The organism is Paraburkholderia ribeironis, from assembly GCF_900019265.1.
GTDB classification, from domain to species: Bacteria; Pseudomonadota; Gammaproteobacteria; order Burkholderiales; family Burkholderiaceae; genus Paraburkholderia; species Paraburkholderia ribeironis.
Map to the genome: position 1 here is coordinate 28,208 of NZ_CYGX02000037.1, position 23,537 is coordinate 51,744.

The window sequence follows — 23,537 nt, forward strand, 5'->3', positions numbered from 1 at the left end:
CAGACAAGTTATAGATAGCTCTCGACGCGGCGGCTCGGTAGCCCACGCCAAGACAGGAACTCTCGCGGTGACCCAGGCATGACACTCGACATCACTCAGTTCTATCAGACGTTCTTCGACGAAGCGGACGAACTGCTCGCGCAGATGGAGCAGTTGCTGCTCAATCTGGACGTTGCGCGCCCGGACCCGGAAGACCTCGCGGCGATTTTCCGCGCCGCGCATTCGATCAAGGGGGGCGCGGCGACCTTCGGCTTCACCGCGCTGACCGAGACGACCCACATTCTCGAATCGCTGCTCGATCGCGCGCGCAACAACGAACTCGTGCTGCGCAAGGACATGATCGACACGTTCCTCGAAACCAAGGACGTGTTGTCCGGCCAGCTCGCCGACTACCGCGCGAGCGCCGAGCCGGACGCGGCCGTGGCCCGCGCGATCTGCGCGAAGCTCGAACAGTTGCATGCGGAGAGCCGCTTCGGCGGTGCGCCGGCTCAGCCTCAGGCGGCAGCTCAGGCAGCAGCTCAGGCAGCAGCTCAGGCAGCAGCTCAGGCAGCAGCTCAGGCAGCAGCTCAGGTCGCGGCGCCGGCGGCCAGCGCCGCCGCTGCCGTCGCAGCACCAGCGGTAGCAGTACAAGGTGGTACCCCGCCCGAGCACGTCGTCGAACAGGCGGTGCAGGCGGCGGGCGAATGGACTGGCGGCGACCCGGCACAGACCGGGCAGGCCGCGGGGGCAGGCAAGGTCGACGGTAACGACGGCGGCGCCGGTCCCCATTTGAAAATTACGCTACGGGGCGTAGACGAGAAGGACCAGGAGCTGCTGTCTGAAGAGCTCGGCAACCTGGGCAGCGTCGTCGCGCAAATCAAGAACGGCGGCGATCTGACGTTATGGCTCGCAACCGATGTGACCTCCGACGACATCATCGCCGTGTGCTGTTTCGTGATCGACGAAAGTCAGATCTCGATCGGCCGCGGCAGCGCACCGGCGGACGACGCGCAGCAAGGCGAACCTGGAACGCCCGCCGCTGCCGCGCCGGTCCCGGCGCAGGCAGCGCACGCAACTCAGGCAACTCAGGGAGGACACGCAGCATCGCCGGCGCCGTCAGCCGGCATCGCCGCGCCCGCCAGCACGGCCGCGCAGGGCGGGTTCAACGCACCGGCGGCAGCGCCTGCAGCGGCGTCGTCCGGCGCTCAACTCGACGCTCAATCCGCTGCGGCGCCCAGCCCTGCATCGGCAGCAGGCGCGGCGGCAGGCGCTCCGGCAACCGCCGAACCGGACCGCAAGGCGGCTCGTCCGGCCGCGGCGGCAGCGGGAGCCGAAGGCAGCTCGATTCGTGTCGGCGTCGAAAAGGTTGATCAGCTGATCAACCTGGTCGGCGAACTGGTGATCACGCAGGCGATGCTCGCGGAAACCACCAGCACGTTCGACCCGGCATTGCACGACCGGCTTTTCAACGGCATGGCGCAACTCGAGCGCAATGCCCGCGATCTGCAGGAAGCGGTGATGTCGATCCGCATGATGCCGATGGATTACGTGTTCAGCCGCTTCCCGCGTCTGGTGCGCGATCTCACGGCGAAGCTCGGCAAGGAAGTGGAGCTCGTCACCTTCGGTCAGGCGACCGAACTCGACAAGAGCCTCATCGAACGGATCATCGACCCGTTGACTCACCTCGTGCGCAACAGCCTCGACCACGGCATCGAAACCGTGGAAGCGCGCCGCGCCGCAGGCAAGGACTCGACCGGCCAGCTGGTCCTGTCGGCCGCGCATCACGGCGGCAACATCGTCATCGAAGTGAGCGACGACGGCGCGGGCCTGCGCCGCGACAAGATTCTCGCGAAGGCGGCCAAGCAAGGCATGCAGGTCAGCGAATCGATGACCGACGAAGAAGTGTGGAACCTGATTTTCCTGCCGGGTTTCTCGACGGCGGAGCAGGTCACCGACGTGTCGGGCCGCGGCGTCGGCATGGACGTGGTGAAGCGCAACATCCAGTCGATGGGTGGCCACGTGGAAATCACCTCGCACGCCGGCAAGGGCAGCACCACACGGATCGTATTGCCGCTCACGCTGGCGATTCTCGACGGCATGTCGGTGAAGGTCGGCAACGAGATCTTCATTCTGCCGCTGAACTTCGTGATGGAGTCGCTACAGCCGCAAGCCGAGGACATCTACACGGTGGCCAACGGCGAGCGAGTGGTGCGTGTGCGCGGCGAATACCTGCCGCTCGTCGCGCTGCACGAAGTGTTCAACGTCGAAGACGCGAAGCAGGAACCCACACAAGGCATCGTCACCATCATGCAAACCGAGGGACGCCGCTTTGCGATGCTGATCGACGAGCTGGTGGGCCAGCAGCAGGTGGTCGTGAAGAACCTGGAAACGAACTATCGCAAAGTGCACGGCATCTCCGCGGCCACCATTCTCGGCGACGGCAGTGTCGCGCTGATCGTGGACGTGGCGGCGCTGAACCGCGAGACGCGCAATGCGCATATGAGCCTCGCATGATGACCGTCGCGTGCGCACCGCACAGAGCATTCGCAACACTCATTCAACTCATTTCATCCCAACCGTTTGGGGGCTAACGTGGCAGAAGTCCAATCCATCAATTCGAGCGTTGCGAACGCAAGCGGTACGAATGGCCGCCGCGACGCGCAGCAGGCCGACGCCGGCGGTCAGGAATTCCTTGTCTTCACGCTCGGCGCCGAAGAGTATGGCATCGACATCCTCAAGGTGCAGGAAATCCGCGGTTACGACAACGTGACACGGATCGCCAATGCGCCCGATTTCATCAAGGGCGTCATCAATCTGCGCGGCATCATCGTGCCGATCGTCGACATGCGCATCAAGTTTCATCTGGGCCGTGTCGAGTACGACCACCAGACCGTCGTGATCATCCTGAACGTCGCGCATCGCGTGGTCGGGATGGTGGTCGACGGCGTGTCGGACGTGCTCACGCTCGCCACCGACCAGATCATGCCGGCGCCGGAATTCGGCGCCACGCTGACGACCGAGTACCTCACGGGTCTGGGCACGGTCGATGGCCGCATGCTGATCCTGATGGACATCGAGAAGCTGATGACCAGCCGCGAAATGGCGCTGATCGAAACGCTCGGCGTCTAAGCGGGACAACGCGGCAAAGCGGTAACGAGAGATTGGAAATGGGAGCATCAAGATGCTGAGCAGGTTGTCGATTCGCACGTCGCTCACGATGGTGGGGATCATTCTGGTGGCGCTGACCGTCGTGGTCGGCGCGCTTGGGCTAACCGCGTTGAATGGCGCGAGCCAGTCGCTCGATCGTATTGCGCGGGGCGATCTGGTGGCCATTCATGCACTCGACGATGCCTCGTCGTATCTGCTGCGCTCGCGCGTATCGCTGGACCGCTTCAATGCGTTGAGCTTGTCAGGCGACGCGGAGCAGGCGAAGAAGGTTCTGGATCGTGCGCAGGAGCTATACGGCTTCGGCAATCAGAGCTGGCAGGCCTATCTCGACGCGCCCAAAACCGGCGTGGAGCAGGCGCAACTGGATGAACTGCTGGCGCGCCGCACGGCGCTGATGCATGACGGCATGGAGCCGGAGTTCGCCGCGCTGCGCGCGAACGACCTGGCCGCCTATCACGCAATCGCCGATACGAAGATCAGCCCGATGTTCGTGTCCTACGACAGCGCCGCGTCCTCGGTCATCAAGGGTTTGGAGCAACACGCCGTGGATCAGCAGGCGAGTGCGCAATCGAACATCTCGCTGATGACGACGCTGATCATCGCCATCACCGTGCTCGCTTTGCTGGTGGTGGTGGGCATTCGCTTCGCGCTGCGCGGCCTGATCGTGCAGCCGCTGAACGACGCGACCGACTGCTTCGAGCGTATCGCGGCGGGCGATCTGTCGGAGACGATCAATGTGGTGAGCCGCAATGAAATCGGCCGCCTGTTCGACAGCATCAAGCGGATGCAGGCAAGCCTGTCGACGATGGTGAACGCGGTTCACAGCAGCGCCGAATCGATCGACACCGGTGCGCGCGAAATCGCGATGGGCAACACCGATCTGTCACAGCGCACGGAACAGCAGGCCGCCTCGTTGCAGGAAACCGCGTCGAGCATGGAACAGCTGACCGGCACCGTGCGGCAGAACGCGGAGAACGCGCGTCAGGCGAGCCAGCTGGCCGTCAACGCATCCGACATCGCCACGCGCGGCGGCGACGTGGTGAGCCAGGTCGTCACCACGATGCAGGACATCGCGACCAGCTCGAACAAGGTGGTCGACATCATCGGCGTGATCGAAGGTATTGCATTTCAGACCAATATTCTCGCGCTGAACGCGGCCGTCGAAGCCGCACGCGCCGGCGAGCAGGGCCGCGGTTTCGCGGTGGTGGCCGGTGAAGTGCGCAGTCTCGCGCAGCGCAGCGCGAGCGCCGCGAAGGAAATCAAGGAACTGATCGGCGACTCGGTCGACAAGGTGCAAAGCGGCTCGACGCTGGTCGGCCGGGCGGGCACGACGATGGATGAGATCGTGCAGGCAGTGCGTCGTGTGACCGACATCATGGGGGAAATCAGCGCGGCGTCCGAAGAGCAGTCGGGCGGCATCGAACAGGTGAATCGCGCGGTCGTGCAGATGGACGAAGTCACGCAGCAGAACGCAGCGCTGGTCGAACAGGCCGCGGCCGCAGCCGCTTCGCTCGAAGACCAGACCCGTCAATTGCAAACGGTGGTGAGCGGCTGGAAGGTGGCGGGCAGCCAGACTCGCACGGGCGCCGTGGCGGCGCGTCCGAAAGCGACGGCGCGGGGTAACGGTGGAGCAGCCAGGCCTTCGATGAAGACCGTGCCGCAGGCGTCGGCGCACGGCGCGGCGCGGCCGGTGGCAAGTGCCGCAAGCGCGGCGGGCGTGGCATCGGCAGCAGGCGCAGCGCCGGCTGCAACTGCCCTGAGCCGCGATGCAGGTGCACGTGTTGAGCCCGCTCTCAAGCCGAAAAATAACCGAACGGCAACCGAATCATCAGCACGTCCGGCCGTGGCCGCCCCGGCAACGGCTGGCACGGAAGCGGACTGGGAAACGTTCTAGCAAGCAAGCGGTAGATAGACATGCAGTCATTCGACATCTCGCCCACTGACGGGCGAATCATCGAAGCACGCTGGGATAGCGTGTCGCGGGCCGACTGCAGGTGCAAGGAACTCGCGGGCGGGCGCGACCCCGCGAACACAATCCGTCTCGCCCAAAGACTCGCATGGGGCCGCAGGCGGAATGGCTCGTATCGCAGGCAGGAATTTTCATGATGGTAACGCGCACACAGCAACGTCCCGGACGGGTATCTGCCGATCGGGCGGACCCGGTCCGGTCCACTGAACAGGGACGGGATTTCGAATTCACGTCGGCGGACTTCGCTCGCATTCGCGAGCTGATTCATCGCAGCGCGGGCATTTCGCTGTCGGATCACAAACGCGACATGGCGTATAGCCGGCTTGCGCGGCGCCTGCGTGCGCGTGGCATCGACACCTTCAGACAGTATCTCGATCTGCTCGAAGCCGAAAACGATCCGGCCGAGTGGGAGGCGTTCACCAATGCGCTGACCACCAACCTCACGGCGTTCTTTCGTGAAGCGCATCACTTTCCGATTCTTGCCGAGTTCGTGCCGCGCCGCGCGCAGCCGGTTGCCGTATGGTGCTCGGCGGCCTCGACCGGTGAGGAGCCGTATTCGATCGCGATGACGCTGATCGAAGCGCTCGGCGACAGCGGCGCGCGCCAGGCATCGGTGCTCGCCACCGACATCGACACCCAGGTGCTCGCGAAAGCCGAGGCTGGCGTGTACCAGTTCGACCAGGTGAAGCACCTGTCGCCGGAGCGGCTCAAGCGCTTCTTCCTGAGAGGCACCGGTGCGCATGCCGGGATGGTCAAGGTGCGGCCGGAAGTGCGCGCGTTGGTGCGCTTCGAACAGTTGAACCTGACCGACCGCGATTACCAGTTGCGCTCGCAATTCGACGCGATTTTCTGTCGCAACGTGATGATCTATTTCGACAAACCGACACAGTCGCAAGTGCTTGCGCGCTTCGAGCCGCTGATGAAGTCGGGCGGCCTGCTGTTTGCCGGTCACTCGGAGAACTTCACCTATGTGACGCAGGCGTTCAAGCTGCGCGGCCAGACCGTCTACGAACTGACGCGTGATGCAGCCGGCACGCGTACGCCGCCGCGCGCATCGAGCGCAACCTCGCATCAGGCGGCGAGCGGGGTGATCGCATGAGCAGCGCATTGCCGATCGCGTCGAATCTCTATTACGACAACCACTTCCAGCGCCCCGGCGTGAAGCTGTTGCCCAACGAGTTCTACACCACCCACGAAGACATGGTGCTGGTCACCGTGCTCGGTTCGTGCGTCGCCGCGTGCATTCAGGACCGCACGGCGGGCATCGGCGGCATGAATCACTTCATGCTGCCCGACGACGGCGCCGATGTCGCGCAGGCCGCATCGGATTCGATGCGCTATGGCGCGTACGCGATGGAAGTGCTGATCAACGAACTGATCAAGGCCGGCGGCCGGCGTGAGCGCTTCGAAGCCAAGGTGTTCGGCGGCGGGGCGGTGCTCGCCGGCATGACCACGATGAATATCGGCGACCGCAATTCGGAGTTCGTGCGGCGCTATCTCGCGCTCGAGAAGATCCGCATCGTCGCCGAGGATTTGCAGGGCTCGCATCCGCGCAAAGTGGCCTTCATGCCTCGCACCGGTCAGGTGATGGTGAAGAAATTGCGCTTGCAACAGGAAGCCGGCGTGGCCGAGCGCGAACAGGCGCTCGTGCAGCAGAGCGCGCAGGCGCGCGCCGAGCGGCTCGCGGCGGCGCGCAAGCGGGTCGAACTGTTTGCGTCGCCGGCCGCCGCGCGGCCGAGGATCGAACTGTTCGGCGCGAGCCCGCGCCCGGTTAATTCAAACAACGCCAGAACCACAGAGGAGGCGTGAGCGCTGTGCAAAAGATCAAAGTACTGTGCGTCGACGATTCGGCGCTAATCCGCAGCCTGATGACCGAGATCATCAACGGCCAGCCGGACATGACGGTCGTGGCGACCGCGCCCGACCCGCTGGTCGCACGCGAACTCATCAAGCAGCACAATCCGGACGTGCTGACACTCGACGTCGAAATGCCGCGCATGGATGGTCTCGATTTCCTCGAGAAGCTGATGCGTCTGCGGCCGATGCCGGTCGTGATGGTGTCGTCGCTGACCGAGCGCGGCAATGAAATCACGCTGCGTGCGTTGGAACTGGGCGCGGTCGACTTCGTCACCAAGCCGAAGGTCGGCATTCGCGACGGCATGCTCGACTACGCGGAGAAGCTCGCCGACAAGATTCGCGCCGCGGCGCGCGCACGCGTGCGCCAGGCCGCGCCCGTGCAGCATGCGGCCGCGCAGGCCGCGCACGCGCCGCTCGGCGCCGCGCCGCTGTTCAACAATCCGCTCCTGAGTACCGAGAAGCTGATCATCGTCGGCGCGTCGACGGGCGGCACCGAAGCGATCCGCGAAGTGCTCGTGCCGCTGCCGCCGGATGCACCCGCGGTGCTGATCGCGCAGCACATGCCACCGGGCTTCACGAAATCTTTTGCGCAACGCCTCAATGGTTTGTGCCGGATTACCGTTAAAGAAGCAGAACACGGCGAACGCGTGCTGCCAGGACATGCGTATATCGCGCCCGGCCACGCGCATCTGTTGCTCGCCCGCAGCGGCGCGAATTATATTGCCCACCTGTCTGACGACCCGCCGGTGAACCGGCATCGTCCGTCGGTGGACGTGCTGTTCCGTTCGGCCGCGCAGCATGCGGGCAAGAACGCGATCGGCGTGATTCTGACCGGCATGGGGCGCGACGGCGCCGCCGGGCTGCTGGAGATGAAAAAAGCAGGGGCGTACACCCTTGCGCAAGACGAAGCGAGCTGTATCGTGTTCGGCATGCCGCGCGAAGCGATTGCGCTCGGCGCGGCGGACGAAATCGCATCGCTCGCGGACATGAGCCGACGCGTGATGACGCGTTTGTCATCGATGGGCGATCGCGTTCAGCGGGTATGATGCGAGCCGGTTGGACTGAGGCGGTCAAGCACCGCACCATGGATCAAGCAAAGGGAATGAAATGGATAAGGGAATGAAGTTTCTGGTAGTTGACGACTTTCCGACGATGCGCCGGATCGTCCGCAACCTCCTCAAAGAACTCGGCTACTCCAACGTCGACGAAGCGGAAGACGGTCAGGCTGGCCTCGCACGTTTGCGCGGCGGCAATTATGACTTCGTGATCTCCGACTGGAACATGCCGAACCTCGACGGTCTGGCGATGCTCAAGGAAATCCGCGCCGACGCCAACATCGCGCATCTGCCGGTGCTGATGGTGACGGCCGAATCGAAGAAGGAAAACATCATCGCAGCGGCGCAGGCCGGCGCGAACGGTTACGTCGTCAAGCCGTTCACGGCCGCGACGCTCGATGAGAAGCTCAACAAGATTCTCGAGAAGATGGCGAAAGCCGGGAGCTGACGTGACTGTGCCGACCCATGCGCCTGGCGCCGACGCGGTCAACGAGAGCGGCGACTTCGCGTCCGACCGCATCCTCGCCCGCATCGGACAATTGACGCGCACGCTGCGCGATTCGATGCGTGAGCTCGGGCTCGACAAGCACGTCGAGCGCGCGGCGGAAGCCGTCCCCGATGCACGCGATCGTCTGAAGTACATCGCGAACATGACCGAGCAGGCCGCTGAGCGCGTGCTGTCGGCGATCGACATCGCCAAGCCCGTGCAGGAGCAACTTCAGAAAGACGCGGCCGAACTCGACGCGCGCTGGGAGCAGTGGTACGCGGCACCGATCGAGCGCGAGGAAGTGCGCGCGCTGATGAACGACACGCGGACCTTTTTGCGTGGCGTGCCCGAGGCGACCAGCGCGACCAACGCGCAGCTGATGGAAATCATGCTCGCGCAAGATTTTCAGGATCTGACCGGCCAGGTGATCAAGAAGATCAGCGACGTGGTGTACCTGATCGAGCAGCAGTTGCTCGGCGTGCTGGTCGAGAACATCGCGCTCGAGCGGCGCGAGCAGTTCGCGGCGAACGCGGCGGCGCTGGCGGCCGAGATTTCTCCGACCGGCAGCCCCGAGCATCTGCTGAACGGTCCGCAGATCAATCCCGAAGGCAAGGCGGACGTGGTGCAGGACCAGTCGCAGGTCGACGATCTGCTCGCCAGCCTCGGCTTCTGATGGTGCTTCTGACGATGTCCGCAACGCTGCGGGCCGCTTGATCGCGCGGCCTCGTCCGACTGCGAGCAAGGTGGGGTACCACGCTGTCGACGGACACAAACCACAGGCATACTACAGGCTCGAGGAGCGGCGCTGCGTTCCGGCGAACAGTAATCGCCGGCCGGTCGCACGGTGAGGGACAGGCCTCCCGAGTGCGACCGCGGCGGTGCCGTATCATCTGCCTATATGTAGCAGGTTCGTGCCGCCGGTTCGCGTGGCGCGAACCGAGCCGCAGCTCGGGAGGAGCATCGTCATGTACAGTCGTCTACGTCGTGCCGGGTTAGCTTCGGCGCTTGTCCTGGCTTGTTCATGGTTGGCCGCGCAGTCCGCTCACGCGGGCCTGGGCGGCGCGCCGATGACTCCGCCCACGGACGCGTCGGTTTCAAACCGCGTCGTCCAGCCTGGCGGCAACGCCACGACCGGAGCGCAGAGCGTGATGCGCTCGGCGTCCGGCGCAGCGTCGTCGGCATCGGCTTCCGCTTCCACGTCTTACACCGTGCGTGAAACCACGTTCGGCAATGGCACCGTGGTTCGCGAATATCTCGCCGCCGACGGCTCCGTCTTCGGCATCGCATGGCGTGGCCCGCAAATGCCGGATCTGAACGATCTGCTCGGCAGTTATTTTTCGCAATACGTCGCTGGCGTGAAGGCGGTGCGTGCGGCGCGCGGCGGTGGCCGCGGTCCCGTCAGCGTCGACCAGAGCGACCTCGTCGTGCGTTCCGGCGGCCACATGGGCGGGTTCAGCGGTCAGGCGTGGCTGCCATCCGCGTTGCCCGCCGGTGTCACCGGTGCCGACATCCAGTAATGGCGAGGACGACGATGCGAACCATGCATATTGCTGTGAAAGTCAAAGACTGGCTGCGGGCCGCGATGGCCGTGGCGCTGCTGGCGACGCTTGCCGCGTGCGGCGGTGGTGGCGGAGACAGCGGCAGTTCCAGTAACAGTTCGTCGAGCCCGCTGAACGGCGGTTCGCTGCCGCTCAACCCGACCCAGCAGCCGATTGCCGCGACTGCCGCGAACACGGCGCCGATCACGGTCGGCCCGGGTGTGAAGGGTGTCATCAATATTCCAACGGTCAGCGTGACGATCTGCGCGCCCGGCTCGCCCACCAATTGCCAGACCATCAACAACATCCAGCTCGACACCGGTTCATTCGGGCTGCGGGTGGTCAGCTCGGTGCTGCACTCGTCGTTGCTCAATGCGCTGCCGATCAGCACCCTGAGCAGCAACGGTGCGCAACTCGCCGAGTGCGCAACCTTCGCCGACGGCTTCACATGGGGCTCGGTGCGCACTGCGACCATCACGATTGGCGGCGAGACGACGACCTCCAGCATTGCGCTGCAGATGATCGGCGACAAGGCCGCGAGTACCGTGCCGTCGGGCGGTTGCGGCAGCGGCGCGGAGGAGAGCACGGTCAGCGACCTCGGCGCCAATGGCATTCTCGGCGTCGGCACGGCGCCCACCGATTGCGGCTCGCTCTGTCTGACCACGGCAATCAGCAACTACTTCGCGTGCCCGGGCGGCACGTCCTGCACCCGTACTGCGCTGGCGCCCGCGCAGCAGGTGGCCAATCCGGTGGCGAACTTCCCGCTCGACAACAACGGCGTGATCGTGCAGATGTCGCCCGTGTCGGACACAGGTCAGTCAAGCGCTAACGGTACATTGGTGTTCGGCATCGGCACGCAGTCGAACAACGTGCTTGCCGCGTCGCAGACCTTCCCTACCGACGCCTTTGGCAATCTGAACAACAGCGTGTTCAAGGGCGCGCCGGTGCAGGCGTTCCTCGACTCTGGCTCGAATGCCTACTTCTTCGGCGATAGCTCGATCGCGCTGTGCGGCAGCAATTTCCCAGGCTTCTACTGCCCATCGTCCGCGCAGACCCGCTCGATCACGCTGGCCGGGCAGAACGGCACGAGCAGCAGCGTCAGCATCGGCATCCTCAGTGCGGCCACGCTGTTCGCCAGCGGCAGCAACTTCGCGTTCAACGACCTCGCCGGGCAGATCGGCAGCAATGGCAGCTTCGACCTCGGCCTGCCGTTCTTCTACGGCCGTCACGTCTACTACGGCATCGACAGGACCGCGACTGGCGGTCAATCGCCTTTCGTGGGCTTCTGACGCGTATCGCTTGAAGTTGAAGTGAGAGGCCCGCGCGATCTCGCACGGGCCTCTGCGTCATCCGTCGAAATACCCCCCTTTCTCCGCCCTTATCCGCCGATCGCTGCTTGCGTCGAGCGGGAATAATCGCTCTCACTGGAAAGAGGCGCCGTGCCTCGCCCGACTGGAGAGCTTGTGTGGCAGAGGACAGCGACCTCGAAAAAACCGAATCAGCCACTCCCCGGCGCCTGCAGAAGGCGCGCGAGGAAGGACAGATCGTGCGTTCGCGGGAACTGTCGACGTTTGCCTTGCTGGCGGCGGGGTTCTACGGCGTGTGGGGGATGTCCGGCAGCATCGGCGAGCATCTGGGCAACATGCTGCGCGCGTCGCTCACGTTCGACCACGCCAGCACCTTCGAGACGCGCCGCATGCTGATCGGCGCGGGCGCCGCTGGTCGCGAAGGGCTCTATGCGCTGCTGCCGATTCTCGCCTTGACCGGCGCGGCCGCGTTGCTCTCGCCGCTGGCGCTGGGCGGCTGGCAGTTGTCGGCGAAAGGACTCGAACCCAGGTTCAACCGGCTCAACCCAATTGAAGGCCTGGGCCGGATGTTCTCGATCAACGGGCCGATCCAGCTCGGCATGTCGCTCGCGAAGACGCTGGTGGTCGGCATGATCGGCGGCACTGCGATCTGGAATCGCCGCGAGGAAATCCTCGCGCTCGCCACCCAGCCGCTGCAACTGGCGCTGGCCAATTCCGTGCATCTGATCGCCGTGTGCTGCGGGATGACCGTGGCGGGCATGTTCGCGGTGGCGGCGCTGGATGTGCCGTATCAACTCTGGCAGTTCCACAAGAAGCTGCGCATGACGAAGGAAGAAGTGAAGCGCGAGCATCGCGAAAGCGAAGGCGATCCGCACATCAAGGGCAAGATTCGCCAGCAGCAGCGCGCAATTGCGCGGCGCCGGATGATGGCGCAGGTGCCGAAAGCCGACGTGGTGGTGACCAACCCGACCCACTTCGCGGTCGCGCTGCAATACACCGACGGCGAGATGCGCGCGCCGAAGGTGGTCGCCAAGGGCGTGAACCTGGTGGCCACGCGGATTCGCGAACTTGCCGCCGAAAACAACGTGCCGCTCCTCGAAGCGCCGCCGCTCGCGCGTGCGCTGTATCACAACGTCGATCTGAACCGTGAGATTCCCGGTCCGCTGTATGGCGCGGTCGCGGAAGTGCTTGCGTGGGTGTATCAGTTGCGGCGCTTCAAAACCGAAGGCGGCGTCGCGCCGGTCGCACCGACCGAGTTCGATGTGCCGGCGGAGCTCGACAAGGGCGGCGTATCGGATGAGGAGGCCGATCAGGAAGTCGCCGATGCACTCAACCCCGTCAACCCCGTCAACCCCGCTAAAGACGACGCTTCAGGAGCCTCCGCATGAACGCTCGCGCCGGTTTCCTCGCCCGACGGCCGGATGCCTTGAGCAGCACCAATTTGCGCGCCCTCGCCGGGCCGGTGCTGATCTGCATGATCCTCGGCATGATGATTCTGCCGTTGCCGCCGTTCCTGCTGGACCTGCTGTTCACCTTCAACATCGCGCTGTCCGTGATGGTGCTGCTGGTCAGCATGTACACGATGAAGCCGCTCGACTTCGCCGCCTTCCCGAGCGTGCTGCTGTTCTCGACGCTGCTGCGCCTGTCGCTGAACGTGGCGTCCACGCGGATCGTGCTGCTCGAAGGCCATACCGGCCCGGACGCGGCCGGCCAGGTGATCGAGTCGTTCGGCCACTTCCTCGTGGGCGGCAACTTCGCGGTCGGTATCGTGGTCTTCATCATCCTGATGGTGATCAACTTCATGGTGATCACCAAGGGCGCGGGGCGGATCGCGGAAGTGTCCGCGCGCTTCACGCTCGATGCGATGCCCGGCAAACAGATGGCGATCGACGCCGATCTGAACGCCGGTCTCATCAACGAAGAGCAGGCCCGCAAGCGGCGCGGGGAAGTTTCGCAGGAAGCCGAGTTCTACGGTTCGATGGACGGCGCGAGCAAGTTCGTGCGCGGCGACGCGATCGCCGGTCTGCTGATCATGGTGATCAACATCATCGGCGGGCTGATCGTCGGGATGGTTCAGCACGGCATGGACTTCGCGTCGGCAGGCAAGAACTACACGCTGCTGACGATCGGTGACGGCCTCGTTGCGCAGATTCCGTCGCTGGTGATTTCGACCGCTGCCGGCGTGATCGTCTCGCGCGTCGCGACCAATGAAGACATCGGCACGCAGCTCACCGGCCAGTTGTTCACGAATCCGCGCGTGCTGATGATCACCGGCTGCATTCTCGTGCTGATGGGCCTGATTCCAGGCATGCCGCACTTTGCTTTCCTGATTCTCGGCGGCGGTCTGATCCAGCTCGGGCGCATCATGAAAAAGCGCGCCGCGCAGCGCAACACCAGCACGGTGCTCGTCGATGTCGCGCCGGCCGCGATGGCGCCGGTCGAAAACACCGAAGCGAGCTGGGACGACGTGACGATGATCGACACGCTCGGCCTCGAAGTCGGCTACCGACTGATTCCGCTCGTCGACAAGAACTCGGATGGCGAACTGCTCAAGCGGATCAAAAGCATCCGCAAGAAGTTCGCACAGGAAATCGGCTTTCTGCCACCCGTCATTCATATCCGCGACAACCTCGAACTGCGGCCGAATGGTTACCGGATCGCGCTCAAGGGCGTCGAAGTGGGGGTGGGCGAAGCGTATCCGGGGCAGTGGCTGGCAATCAACCCGGGCCAAGTCTCCGCCGCGCTGCCGGGCACGCCGACGCAAGATCCGGCGTTCGGCCTGCCCGCCATCTGGATCGATACGAATCTGCGCGAACAGGCGCAGGTGTATGGCTACACGGTGGTCGACTCGAGCACTGTGGTGGCCACGCACCTGAATCACCTGGTCGTCACGCACGCGTCGGAGCTGCTCGGTCGCAGCGAAGTGCAGGCGCTGCTCGAGCGGATGCAGAAGGACACGCCGTCGCTGGTCGACGATCTGGTGCCCAAGGCGCTGCCGCTCACCACGTTGCAGAAGGTGCTGCAAAACCTGCTGGAAGAAGGCGTGCCGATCCGCGATTTGCGCAGCATTCTCGAGGCGCTCGCCGAACACGCGCCGAAGCTCACCGACCCGCACGAACTCACCGCCGCGGTGCGTCTGTCGCTGGGTCGCGCGATCACGCAGCAGTGGTTCCCGGGCAGCGGTGACATGCAGGTGATGGGCCTCGATTCGAATCTGGAGCGGGTGCTGTCGCAAGCGCTTTCGACTGGCGCCAATCCGGGACTCGAGCCGGGCCTCGCGAACACGCTGCTCAATGAAACGCAGAAGGCCATGACGCGTCAGCAGAACCTCGGTCTCGCGCCGGTGCTGCTGGTGCAGCACGCATTGCGGCCGATGCTCGCGCGCTTCCTGCGGCGCAGTCTGCCGCAATTGAAGGTGCTCTCGTATGCGGAAGTGCCCGACAGCCGCAACGTCAAGGTCGTGAATCTGATCGGTGCGCACGGTTAACTCCGCGAGAACGCCGCGAGCTCGCGGTCGAGGTTTTTTGCCGGCGCTTGTTGGGCGCCGGTTTTGATTTCGGCGCCTTACTTCGTGCGGGGCTTCATGCGAGTCCGGGCGGGTCGATGCATCCATCCCGAGGTGGCGCGAGCGCGTTGCAGCGCTGGCAACCGGCTCGTCTGAAACGCGCGGGCGCGCTGCATCGGCCGTGTCTCCATCGTGCGAATTGCCTGCCTTTAACGGTCTTTATCCATCGATCGTCGCTCGACACCTTTCGCAATAATTGATCTCAATGGGAAGCGGTGTGTTGCCGATCCGTTAGTCCGTTAATGCGTCTACCTCGTCGGGGTCCAGCTTGAACATTCGTAAATTTGTCGGTGCTACCAGTCGCGATGCTCTGCGTCTCGTTCGTGAAGCCCTCGGCCCGGACGCGGTCGTGTTGTCCAATCGCACGATGGACGACGGCAGTGTCGAAATCGTAGCGCTGGCCGATAGCGATCTGGCTGCCATCACCCCCAAGGCTCGCCAAGGCGCAAACGCGACACAGGCCGCATTGCCGAATGCGGGCGCTGGACTGGCATCGCTCGCCGCGCCGCGTGCGCTGCCACCGATGCAATCGAATCCGTACGCGAGCGGCATGCCCGACGTGTTCTCGTCGGTGTTCGGCGCGAGCCCGGAAGCCGGTGCCGAAACGATGTCCGCGAGCACGCCGCTGAACGTCCCAGCGCATGAAGCGCCACAAACCGCACCGAAAGCCGCACCGAAAGCCGCGGCCCCGAAAGCGATGCCCGCGGCGATTGCCGCAGCAGTTCCGCCGGCGGCGTTGCCGGCTGCCGCAACGAACCCGGCCCCGGCCCCGGCCGTCAATCAGTCGCTGCCCGCCGGCCCCAGCGCCCGCGCCGCGGCAACGCGTTTGACGGACGACATGCGCGCCGATCTGCTCAAGGCCGCCGGCGTGCCGGTCACGCCGGTCGCGTCGCAGGCTGACGCCGTCGCGCCGCGCACGATGGCCGAATCGAATCCGTGGCTGATCGACCACGCGCATCGCATCATCGCCGAACAGCAGCAACAGCAGGGCGAATACAGCGCGCGTCCCGCAGCGATGACACCGGCGGCCGCCACGGCCAAGGGACTCGGCGCCGCCGTCGAAGCCAACAAGCCCGTCGCGCCGCCCGCCGCCGAGCCGGCAGTGACGGACACCCCTGATTGGGCGCGTGAAGCCGCGCAGATCGCCGCCCGCCGCGCCGCGCAAAAGATCGCGCCGGCGCTGTCGGGCGGCGATGACGCGCGCACGCCGGCTGCCGTCGCCGAAGCGATCAAGGCGCGCATGGAGCAGGTCGTCAACGACACCGTGATGAACGAACTGTCGTCGATGCGCGGCATGATGGAAGAGCACTTCGCCGGCTTGCTGTGGGGCGAACGTCAGCGCCGCAATCCGGCGCGCGCCGCGCTCACCAAGCATCTGTTCGCCGCGGGCTTTTCGGCGCAGCTCGTGCAGATGGTGGTCGACAACCTGCCGGGCGACGTCGAGACCATGGACGGCGGCATGGAGTGGGTACGCTCGGTGCTCGAATCGAACCTGCCGGTCATGGAAGACGAAGACGCGTTGATGGAGCGCGGCGGCGTATTCGCACTGATGGGCCCGACGGGCGTCGGCAAGACGACGACCACCGCCAAGCTCGCCGCGCGCTGCGTAATGCGCTTCGGCGCCAGCAAGGTCGCGTTGCTCACCACCGACAGCTACCGGATCGGCGGCCACGAACAACTGCGCATCTTCGGCAAGATTCTCGGCGTGTCGGTGCACGCGGTGAAGGACGGCGCCGACCTGCAACTCGCGCTCTCCGAATTGCGCAACAAGCACATCGTGCTAATCGACACGATCGGCATGAGCCAGCGCGACCGCCTCGTGTCCGATCAGATCGCGATGCTGTGCCGCGCCGGCCAGCCGGTGCAGCGGCTGCTGCTGCTCAACGCAACCAGTCACGGTGACACGCTCAACGAAGTCGTGCAGGCCTATCAGCGTGCGCCGGACCAGCAGCCGCTCGCCGGCTGCATCGTGACCAAGCTCGACGAAGCCACTAACCTGGGCGGCGTGCTCGATACGGTGATCCGCTACAAGCTGCCGGTGCACTACGTATCGACGGGGCAGAAGGTGCCGGAGAACCTGTACGTCGCGACAAAAAAATTCCTGATCAAGAGCACCTTCTGCATTCCGCGCGACCACTCGCCGTTCGTGCCGCAAGACGATGACATTCCCGCGCTGCTGTCCGCGCTGTCAGCACGCTCGACGGCCGAGCTGCACGAGGTTCGCTTTGGATAAGGTCGTCTCGGATCAGGCGGAAGGACTGCGGCGGCTGCTCGCTCGCAGCGGCGCGCGTGTGATCGCGGTGACCGGCGGACCGGTCGGCGTGGGATGCACCACGGTGGTGGTCAACCTCGCCGCGGCGCTCGCGCAGCAGGGCAAGGACGTGCTGGTGATCGACGAATGCGTGGGCGACTGCTCGGTGAGCGCGATGCTCGGCGGCTTGCGCGGCGCGGGCAATTTGTCGGCCGTGATGCGTGGCGAGATGCCACTCGACGATGCCGCCGCGCGGCACGCGCTGGGTTTTTCGGTGCTGACCACGGCGCGCAACAACTGCGAAGGCTACACGGTTCAACAGTTCAACGCGCTGCTGGGCGGCTCGGCCGACATCGTGCTGATCGATGCGCAACTCGACGAGCAAGGCCATCTGTCGGCATTCGCACGCGAGGCGCACGACGTGATGATCGTCGCGCGTGTGTCGGCGCAGGCGATCACCGACGCGTACGCGTGCATGAAGCGGCTGCACTACGCGCATGCGATCGCGCAGTTCCGCGTGCTGGCGAACCACGTGCAGAGCGTGGCCGACGCCCATACCACTTTTGCCAACCTGGCCGGCGTGGCCGGGCGCTACCTGGCGGTGGCGCTGGAAGACGCCGGCTGCATTGCCGCCGATGCGCGGATGGCGCGAGCCCTGGAGTTGTCGCGTTGTGTCGTCGATGCGTTCCCATCGACACCGGCTGCGCGCGACTTCCGGCACCTTGCCGCCGAATTGCAGTACTGGCCGATGCGGCCAGCGATGTCGTCGCCCGCGCCCTGGAGGGCGCCTGCGACAGTTACAGCGGCGCAACACGCCGACCAACCGTCCGCGCAGCACGCCTGACAGACGGCAAGGACAAGGGGAGCACGATGTATAACGCCCAGGGAAAGATTTCCCAAGCCGAAGTTCTGACGAAGTACGCACCGCTCGTGCGTCGCCTCGGCTTGCAGCTCGTCGCCAAGATGCCGGCGAGCGTCGATCTCGACGATCTTATCCAGGCTGGCATGATCGGATTGCTGGACGCCGCCGGCCGCTACAAGGAAGATCAGGGCGCGCAGTTCGAGACTTACGCCAGCCAGCGAATTCGCGGCGCAATGCTCGACGAGCTGCGCAGCAACGACTGGTTGCCGCGCAGCTTGCGGCGCACCTCGCGCGAAGTAGAAACGGCGGTGCACAAGGTGGAGCAGAACCTGGGCCGCTCCGCGAGCGAAACTGAGATCGCCGAGCACCTGCAAATGCCGCTCGATGAGTATCAGGCGATGCTGCAGGACCTGCATGGCAGCCAGCTGATCTACTACGAGGACTTCGACCGCTCCGCCGACGACGAGCCGTTCCTCGACCGCTACTGTGTGGATCATTCCGACCCGCTGTCGGCCTTGCTCGACGACAGCCTGCGTTCGGCGCTGGTGGAGGCGATCGAGCGCCTGCCGGAACGCGAGAAGCTGCTGATGTCGCTGTACTACGAGCGCGGCATGAACCTGCGCGAAATCGGCGCGGTGATGGAAGTCAGTGAATCACGAGTGTGCCAGTTGCACAGCCAGGCCGTGGCGCGTCTGCGTACGCGGCTGCGCGAAATGGCCTGGGCGAACGCCGAGACGAGCTAATGCCTGGCCGGCGGTTATTCAAGCGGTAATGCGTGGCGCCCTGACCCGTTGCTTCACGCGTGGGCCATTTCATGTTCGGCGGCGAGCGCGAGAAACGCCGAGCGCGACATGCCGCGCGCCTGCGCATAAGTGTCGATCTCGTGGACCAGCGCCTCGGGCAGCGAGATGTTGATGCGGATCGCCTTCTTCAACGCCGGGATATTGCGCGTTGTGACGAAGCCCCATGTAAATCCCGCGTAGTCCGGATTGCACCGATGCTGGTCGAGCGTCAGCCGTTCGGGCAGCGGCATACCTTCGTCGAGCAAGGTTTCGAGATGCGTCTCGATGGCCTCTTTCGCATTTGCGTAGGCTTCCTCCAGCGTGTCGCCCGCTGCGTGGCAACCCGGGATGTCGGGCACCACCACGCCGAACGCATGCTGCTCGTCGCCCGCTTCGATTGCGATTGGAAAAATCAGATTCTTCATTTCAGCCCTGCCTGTTTCAGAATGCTGTTCAGTGTGCCGGGCGGGAGATCCTTTTTCGGATGCGGGATGGTCACGAGACCGGGCTTCCACGCGTGCCGAAAATGATGGTGGCTGCCCGAGCTGCGGATGAGTCGCCAACCATCGGCCTGGATCAGTTTGACGACCGCGGCGCTGTTCATATTTCACTCCCTTCATGATACACACGATTACACAACCTCGCTAGTGGATAAAAATCGCCTGTGGATGCGCCGCGACACCGAGTCGGGGCGACAGCGAAAACTGAATTGAGGATTTCAACCCGACACGGCATTGCGCGCCAGTCAGCCAGATGGCTAACGTTGCGATGGTGGAGTGAGAGGAAGCGGGTTGGCGGTGAATCTGAGAGGGCGAAAACAGAAAAGGCTCGTGGAAGACGAGCCTTTTCGTATAGTCAAATCAGCCGTTTCAGCCGGTTCGACAGCGGCACGCGGGCCGCCGTCAATCGCCCTCAAAGTCCGGAGTGCGCGGGAATCCGGCCGTCCGGTCCGTAGAAGCTGGCCTTGCGCGGCACGTTCACCTGCAGCGCCGCGAGGGCCCGCTGGTTGTAATCCATGCGCACACGGATCAGCTCGCCATTGTTCGTATTGACCTGCCGTGCACGCGCAGCGGCTTTTTGCAGCAGCGTCCATTGCGCGTCGATCCGCGCATCCGTGCTGGCTGCCAGTTCCATGCCCGACCAGCCGGCCGGAAAACCCAGCTCGGCGAGTTGCGTGTCGCGTGCGGCTTCGAGCCGCGCCAGCACACCGATCAGCTCGGTCTTCTTTTCGACGATCGGCGGTAACTGCTCCAGCGGCGATACGGCGGTCAGCGCCTTGGTTTCGAGCGTCAGAATCGAGGCGAATGCCTCGACGGTTGAATATTCCTCGATGAGGGTGGCAAGCAGGGCGTCTTTCATTTCAACAACTCGCTGGGCACGCGGCTCGCGGATGCTGCGCGAGCCGAGTTTGTCGAACGCCACCCGGCATTTCAGCGCACTTCAATGTGTCGATTAATTGCCGGTCGACGAGGTTTGGTTCTGCAACAGGTCGCGCGCCGTCTGCAGCACGCCGTCGGCGATCTTGCCGGAGTCGATTTGCAGCGTGCCGTCGGTGATGGCCTGCTTGATCGCTGCGACGTGCGCCGTATCGATATCGGCCGAGCCGGACGCCGCGAGGCTGCGCAGATGTTGCGACAGGCCCGACAGGCTGACGCTGGCGTCGCCCGAACCGCTGCCGGCGGTCTGCGTGGTCGTGCTCGCGCTTTGCGTGGTGCTGGCCGCCGGGGCCGCGTCGCTCTGCTGCGTGCGAGCCAGGGCGTCTTTCACGCCCCGCAGATTCGAATTGGTTGTGGAATCGACTTTCACGATTGGCTTCCTGAACGATTTGATCCTGATAACGGCAACCGGTGATCAAAACTTTAGCGCAATCGCTCCACGTCCAACCCTTCTGTTCAACCCCATCTGGCCCCTTCGACACAGCATCCGCGCAGGGTGCCGCCGCGACCGGCTCGCGCATGCGATCCCGGGCGGCGAGCGGGTTCACAATTGAATCTCCACCGTCGCGCCGTCCTTGACGATGCCCGAAACGACCTGGCCGTTCGCGGTCTTCACTCGCACCTGCTGACCCGGCGACGCATTGTTCATCGCGCTGCCTTCGGCCGAGATCGAGAAACCATTGCCGGCGGCCACCACCCGGACCGTCTGTCCGATTGCGATCGCCGACGCGCTCCTGAGCATGTCGCGGCGCAGCGGCATCCCGCCCGCGATCCGCGTGAGCGAGACCGAACCGATCGCCTGCGAGGGATCGGTGACGATTGCCTGGGGCAAGCCGGTCAGGTCGCCGTCGCGTGCGACGAGGTCGGCGGCGGTGAGCACTTCGCCTGGCGCCATCGCGCGGGCGGCCAGGTAGTAGGTCGCATGCAAGGCGATGCGCGCCTGCAGGTAAATGGTCCACGGCCGCTCGCCCGCGCAGCGCACGCCGACTGTCGTGCGGCCCCACAGGCGCGCGCCGGTCGGCATGAAGGGTTGGAGCGATGCGCACTCGGCAAGCCCGCGCGGAAAAGCCGGCGCGACCGTGATGTCGATCTTGCCGGGCAAACCGGCGGACTGCTGCTGCAGGAAGGTGAGGGCGGCGGCGCGAATTGCTTCGGAATCCTGCTGGCCCGGCAGCGTGGCCGGTTGCGCGACCGCAGCCGCCTGCAGATTTTTCTGCGCGACGGCTGGCGCCGGCTGGCGGGCCGTCGGCGTTCTGGCGATGACGGGAAGGCTCGGCATCGCGGCCGCCGTGGCGAGCGGTTTGCCGTTCGCGCCGAATTGCGGCGGCTCGCCGCGTGACGCAAGGTTGTCGATATTGGCGCCTTGCGGCGCGTTGGCGGCGACCGGCTGCAGGGCGCTAGAACCGCTAGAACCGACCGGCGCGGGCGCGACGACCACCGGCCTGATCGCACGCGAACCCGGCACGACATTCATGCGCGTCACATCCGCCAACGCATCGGCGCTGGCTGGAGCGGGAATCGTCACGACGCCGTGGGCGTCGGGTTTGAAATTGGTGCGGATCATCGCCGGCGCGGTAGCGGGTTCGTTCGCGCCCGGAACGACGATCGCGCCGTTCGCGCTGGCGGCGCGAGCGAACGGATCGGTGTCGAGCGCGGCGGGGCCGCGTCCGATCGACTGCGCGGTAGCGGCGGCGAGCGTCGCCGCCGAAGCCGCGCGCTGCGACGGCGTTTGCAGTTGCTGGGCAAGGTCGGTCAGCGCAGCGGGATTCTTCTCGGCCGGCCCTGGGATCACGATCGGGCCGCCGGCCTCCTGAGCCTGGGTCGTGCCCGGCAGCAGCACGATGCCGCCCGCAACCCACAGCGCCACGCTCACCACCAGCCGTGTGAGCAGACGCGCGGTGGCGCGCATCGCGAGACGCGGCACCAGCCGCAATGCGCGTGCCGCCGAACGGGCACGCGTGCGCTCACCTGCGCGATGCGCCGGCGCGCGGCTCGCACGCTGCGGCAAATCGGAAGTGGGCTGGTCCATCTCGTTCTCCATCGAATACATCGGCACGCTTTGCATTCTAGTGAGCGCCCCCATTGCGCAAACGTTGAATAGAAGCCCCCTTTCCCGGTTATTCGTTCGATTGCCGCTTGCGTGCCGCCCATAAGATGCACCTCATGCAAAAAGGCCTTCCCGGTCGATGCAGGCCTCGAGCGCTGCACTCACGGGAGCCTCGGGAACGTTCTCGGGAGATTTCTATGCTGGACAAACTCGACGCCGAATTCGCCTTTGGCCGCCAGGCGCTGGATGTGCGCGCATACCGGCAGGAACTGCTGTCGTCGAATATCGCCAACGCCGATACCCCCGGGTACAAGGCGCGCGATGTCGACTTCGCCTCGTCGCTGGCGGGCGCGCTGAAGACGACGGGCGGCAGCACCGCTGGCCAGCGCGCATCGAACAGCTCGACGCTGGCGATGACGCAGCCGGCCGGCGTGACGAGCGGTATGTCGATGACGGCGACCGAGGCGGGTCACATGGCCGGCAAGACCACGCTCAAGGCGACGGGCGGCACGCCCGACGACTACGGCAACCTGCAATACCGGATTCCGACGCAGCCCGCGCTCGACGGCAACACGGTCGATATCGACACCGAGCGGGTCCAGTTCGCCGACAACACGCTGCACTTCGAATCCGGCATGACGGTCCTGTCGAGCCAGATCAAAACGATGCTCGCGGCGATCACGTCGGGCACATAACAACGCATGCGGGACACGCAGCAACGCACACGCAGCAAGCATGAACAAATCGCTACGGGACTTAACGTGAAGCCGGTTCAAACGGCAGGAGAGGTCAGGAAACCATGCCATCCCTGATGAATATTTTTGGTGTTGCAGGCTCCGCGATGTCCGCGCAGTCGCAGCGGCTCAACGTGACGGCGTCGAATCTCGCCAACGCGGACAGCACCACCGGCCCGGACGGCCAGCCATACAAGGCCAAGCAGGTGGTGTTCGCGGTGAGCCCGCTCGGCGGTGCGCGCTCGCCTTCGGGTCAGCAGGTCGGCGGAGTGCAGGTCACCGGCGTGGTCGACGACCCGTCGCCGATGAAGACCGCCTACGAGCCCGGCAATCCGGCGGCCAACGCGGACGGCTACGTGACGCTGCCCAACGTCGACCCAGTACAGGAAATGGTCAACATGATCTCGGCTTCGCGCTCCTACCAGGCCAACGTCGAAACGCTGAACACAGCCAAAACCCTGATGCTGAAAACGCTCACGATCGGAACCTGAGGAGACCGC

General features: G+C 65.0%; 22 protein-coding genes. 17 read left to right on the forward strand and 5 right to left on the reverse strand.

Annotation, left to right across the window (positions count from 1 at the left end; genetic code table 11):
- Positions 1–78: 78 nt before the first annotated feature.
- From BN2475_RS17120 to BN2475_RS17190, 15 genes are all read left to right on the forward strand, one after another.
- A complete protein-coding gene (locus BN2475_RS17120; protein WP_094780695.1) occupies positions 79–2,493 on the forward strand; it encodes a chemotaxis protein CheW in 2,415 nt (804 codons plus the stop codon).
- 78 nt (positions 2,494–2,571) lie between these two features.
- Positions 2,572–3,108, forward strand: coding sequence for a chemotaxis protein CheW (locus tag BN2475_RS17125; protein ID WP_094780696.1), 537 nt, complete (start codon positions 2,572–2,574; stop codon positions 3,106–3,108).
- 52 nt (positions 3,109–3,160) lie between these two features.
- Complete coding sequence (locus tag BN2475_RS17130) at positions 3,161–5,041, forward strand: methyl-accepting chemotaxis protein (RefSeq protein WP_094780697.1); 1,881 nt, start codon at positions 3,161–3,163, stop codon at positions 5,039–5,041.
- 208 nt (positions 5,042–5,249) lie between these two features.
- The gene (locus BN2475_RS17135; protein ID WP_094780770.1) at positions 5,250–6,215 is read left to right on the forward strand and encodes a CheR family methyltransferase; all 966 of its coding nucleotides are present in this window, start codon (positions 5,250–5,252) and stop codon (positions 6,213–6,215) included.
- Complete coding sequence (cheD, locus tag BN2475_RS17140) at positions 6,212–6,925, forward strand: chemoreceptor glutamine deamidase CheD (RefSeq protein ID WP_094780698.1); 714 nt, start codon at positions 6,212–6,214, stop codon at positions 6,923–6,925. Before BN2475_RS17135 ends, cheD begins: the two co-directional genes overlap by 4 nt.
- A 5-nt stretch (positions 6,926–6,930) precedes the next feature.
- Positions 6,931–8,019 (forward strand): protein-glutamate methylesterase/protein-glutamine glutaminase, encoded by a 1,089-nt coding sequence (locus BN2475_RS17145; RefSeq protein WP_162494332.1) that lies wholly within the window; start codon positions 6,931–6,933, stop codon positions 8,017–8,019.
- 61 nt (positions 8,020–8,080) lie between these two features.
- The gene (gene cheY / locus BN2475_RS17150; protein ID WP_094780700.1) at positions 8,081–8,476 is read left to right on the forward strand and encodes a chemotaxis response regulator CheY; all 396 of its coding nucleotides are present in this window, start codon (positions 8,081–8,083) and stop codon (positions 8,474–8,476) included.
- Between the two features lies 1 nt (position 8,477).
- A complete protein-coding gene (gene cheZ / locus BN2475_RS17155; protein WP_094780701.1) occupies positions 8,478–9,188 on the forward strand; it encodes a protein phosphatase CheZ in 711 nt (236 codons plus the stop codon).
- Between the two features lie 292 nt (positions 9,189–9,480).
- Complete coding sequence (locus tag BN2475_RS17160; RefSeq protein WP_094780702.1) at positions 9,481–10,032, forward strand: DUF2844 domain-containing protein; 552 nt, start codon at positions 9,481–9,483, stop codon at positions 10,030–10,032.
- Between the two features lie 14 nt (positions 10,033–10,046).
- Positions 10,047–11,342: a DUF3443 domain-containing protein gene (locus BN2475_RS17165; protein WP_094780771.1), complete on the forward strand. Its 1,296-nt coding sequence runs from the start codon at positions 10,047–10,049 to the stop codon at positions 11,340–11,342.
- 176 nt (positions 11,343–11,518) lie between these two features.
- Positions 11,519–12,748 carry a flagellar biosynthesis protein FlhB gene (gene flhB / locus BN2475_RS17170; protein ID WP_094780703.1) on the forward strand — a complete coding sequence of 410 codons (1,230 nt, stop codon included), beginning with the start codon at positions 11,519–11,521 and terminating at the stop codon, positions 12,746–12,748.
- On the forward strand, positions 12,745–14,847 hold the full coding sequence (flhA, locus tag BN2475_RS17175; protein ID WP_094780704.1) for a flagellar biosynthesis protein FlhA: 2,103 nt from the start codon (positions 12,745–12,747) through the stop codon (positions 14,845–14,847). The genes flhB and flhA overlap by 4 nt, the downstream gene beginning before the upstream one ends.
- Positions 14,848–15,193: 346 nt before the next feature.
- On the forward strand, positions 15,194–17,158 hold the full coding sequence (gene flhF, locus BN2475_RS17180) for a flagellar biosynthesis GTPase FlhF (RefSeq protein WP_094780705.1): 1,965 nt from the start codon (positions 15,194–15,196) through the stop codon (positions 17,156–17,158).
- Positions 17,151–18,020 (forward strand): MinD/ParA family ATP-binding protein, encoded by an 870-nt coding sequence (locus tag BN2475_RS17185; protein ID WP_094780706.1) that lies wholly within the window; start codon positions 17,151–17,153, stop codon positions 18,018–18,020. The genes flhF and BN2475_RS17185 overlap by 8 nt, the downstream gene beginning before the upstream one ends.
- Positions 18,021–18,046: 26 nt before the next feature.
- Positions 18,047–18,781, forward strand: a complete 735-nt coding sequence (locus BN2475_RS17190) for an RNA polymerase sigma factor FliA (RefSeq protein ID WP_094780707.1) — start codon at positions 18,047–18,049, stop codon at positions 18,779–18,781.
- A 53-nt stretch (positions 18,782–18,834) separates the two neighbouring features.
- Here BN2475_RS17190 and BN2475_RS17195 read toward each other — a convergent pair whose 3' ends face one another.
- The 5 genes from BN2475_RS17195 to flgA form a co-directional block, all read right to left on the reverse strand.
- A complete protein-coding gene (locus BN2475_RS17195) occupies positions 18,835–19,245 on the reverse strand; it encodes a type II toxin-antitoxin system HicB family antitoxin (protein ID WP_094780708.1) in 411 nt (136 codons plus the stop codon).
- Positions 19,242–19,424 (reverse strand): type II toxin-antitoxin system HicA family toxin, encoded by a 183-nt coding sequence (locus BN2475_RS17200; protein WP_094780709.1) that lies wholly within the window; start codon positions 19,422–19,424, stop codon positions 19,242–19,244. Before BN2475_RS17200 ends, BN2475_RS17195 begins: the two co-directional genes overlap by 4 nt.
- A 308-nt stretch (positions 19,425–19,732) precedes the next feature.
- Positions 19,733–20,179, reverse strand: a complete 447-nt coding sequence (locus BN2475_RS17205) for a flagella synthesis protein FlgN (protein ID WP_094780772.1) — start codon at positions 20,177–20,179, stop codon at positions 19,733–19,735.
- Between the two features lie 93 nt (positions 20,180–20,272).
- Positions 20,273–20,626: a flagellar biosynthesis anti-sigma factor FlgM gene (gene flgM / locus BN2475_RS17210; RefSeq protein ID WP_094780710.1), complete on the reverse strand. Its 354-nt coding sequence runs from the start codon at positions 20,624–20,626 to the stop codon at positions 20,273–20,275.
- A 174-nt stretch (positions 20,627–20,800) separates the two neighbouring features.
- A complete protein-coding gene (gene flgA, locus BN2475_RS17215; protein ID WP_094780773.1) occupies positions 20,801–22,285 on the reverse strand; it encodes a flagellar basal body P-ring formation chaperone FlgA in 1,485 nt (494 codons plus the stop codon).
- Between the two features lie 215 nt (positions 22,286–22,500).
- Between flgA and flgB the strand changes: the two genes are divergently transcribed.
- Positions 22,501–22,998, forward strand: coding sequence for a flagellar basal body rod protein FlgB (flgB, locus tag BN2475_RS17220; protein WP_094780711.1), 498 nt, complete (start codon positions 22,501–22,503; stop codon positions 22,996–22,998).
- A 104-nt stretch (positions 22,999–23,102) separates the two neighbouring features.
- Positions 23,103–23,528, forward strand: coding sequence for a flagellar basal body rod protein FlgC (gene flgC / locus BN2475_RS17225; RefSeq protein ID WP_094780712.1), 426 nt, complete (start codon positions 23,103–23,105; stop codon positions 23,526–23,528).
- Positions 23,529–23,537: the final 9 nt, after the last annotated feature.

Coding starts and splice junctions, on each gene's coding strand:
- flgC (WP_094780712.1), top strand. CDS start 23,103: ATGCCATCCCTGATGAATATTTTTGGTGTTGCAGGCTCCGCGATGTCC.
- BN2475_RS17165 (WP_094780771.1), top strand. CDS start 10,047: ATGCGAACCATGCATATTGCTGTGAAAGTCAAAGACTGGCTGCGGGCC.
- BN2475_RS17190 (WP_094780707.1), top strand. CDS start 18,047: ATGTATAACGCCCAGGGAAAGATTTCCCAAGCCGAAGTTCTGACGAAG.
- BN2475_RS17130 (WP_094780697.1), top strand. CDS start 3,161: ATGCTGAGCAGGTTGTCGATTCGCACGTCGCTCACGATGGTGGGGATC.
- BN2475_RS17205 (WP_094780772.1), bottom strand. CDS start 20,179: ATGAAAGACGCCCTGCTTGCCACCCTCATCGAGGAATATTCAACCGTC.
- BN2475_RS17195 (WP_094780708.1), bottom strand. CDS start 19,245: ATGAAGAATCTGATTTTTCCAATCGCAATCGAAGCGGGCGACGAGCAG.
- flgB (WP_094780711.1), top strand. CDS start 22,501: ATGCTGGACAAACTCGACGCCGAATTCGCCTTTGGCCGCCAGGCGCTG.
- flhA (WP_094780704.1), top strand. CDS start 12,745: ATGAACGCTCGCGCCGGTTTCCTCGCCCGACGGCCGGATGCCTTGAGC.
- BN2475_RS17160 (WP_094780702.1), top strand. CDS start 9,481: ATGTACAGTCGTCTACGTCGTGCCGGGTTAGCTTCGGCGCTTGTCCTG.
- BN2475_RS17120 (WP_094780695.1), top strand. CDS start 79: ATGACACTCGACATCACTCAGTTCTATCAGACGTTCTTCGACGAAGCG.
- BN2475_RS17200 (WP_094780709.1), bottom strand. CDS start 19,424: ATGAACAGCGCCGCGGTCGTCAAACTGATCCAGGCCGATGGTTGGCGA.
- flgA (WP_094780773.1), bottom strand. CDS start 22,285: ATGGACCAGCCCACTTCCGATTTGCCGCAGCGTGCGAGCCGCGCGCCG.
- cheD (WP_094780698.1), top strand. CDS start 6,212: ATGAGCAGCGCATTGCCGATCGCGTCGAATCTCTATTACGACAACCAC.
- BN2475_RS17135 (WP_094780770.1), top strand. CDS start 5,250: ATGATGGTAACGCGCACACAGCAACGTCCCGGACGGGTATCTGCCGAT.
- cheY (WP_094780700.1), top strand. CDS start 8,081: ATGGATAAGGGAATGAAGTTTCTGGTAGTTGACGACTTTCCGACGATG.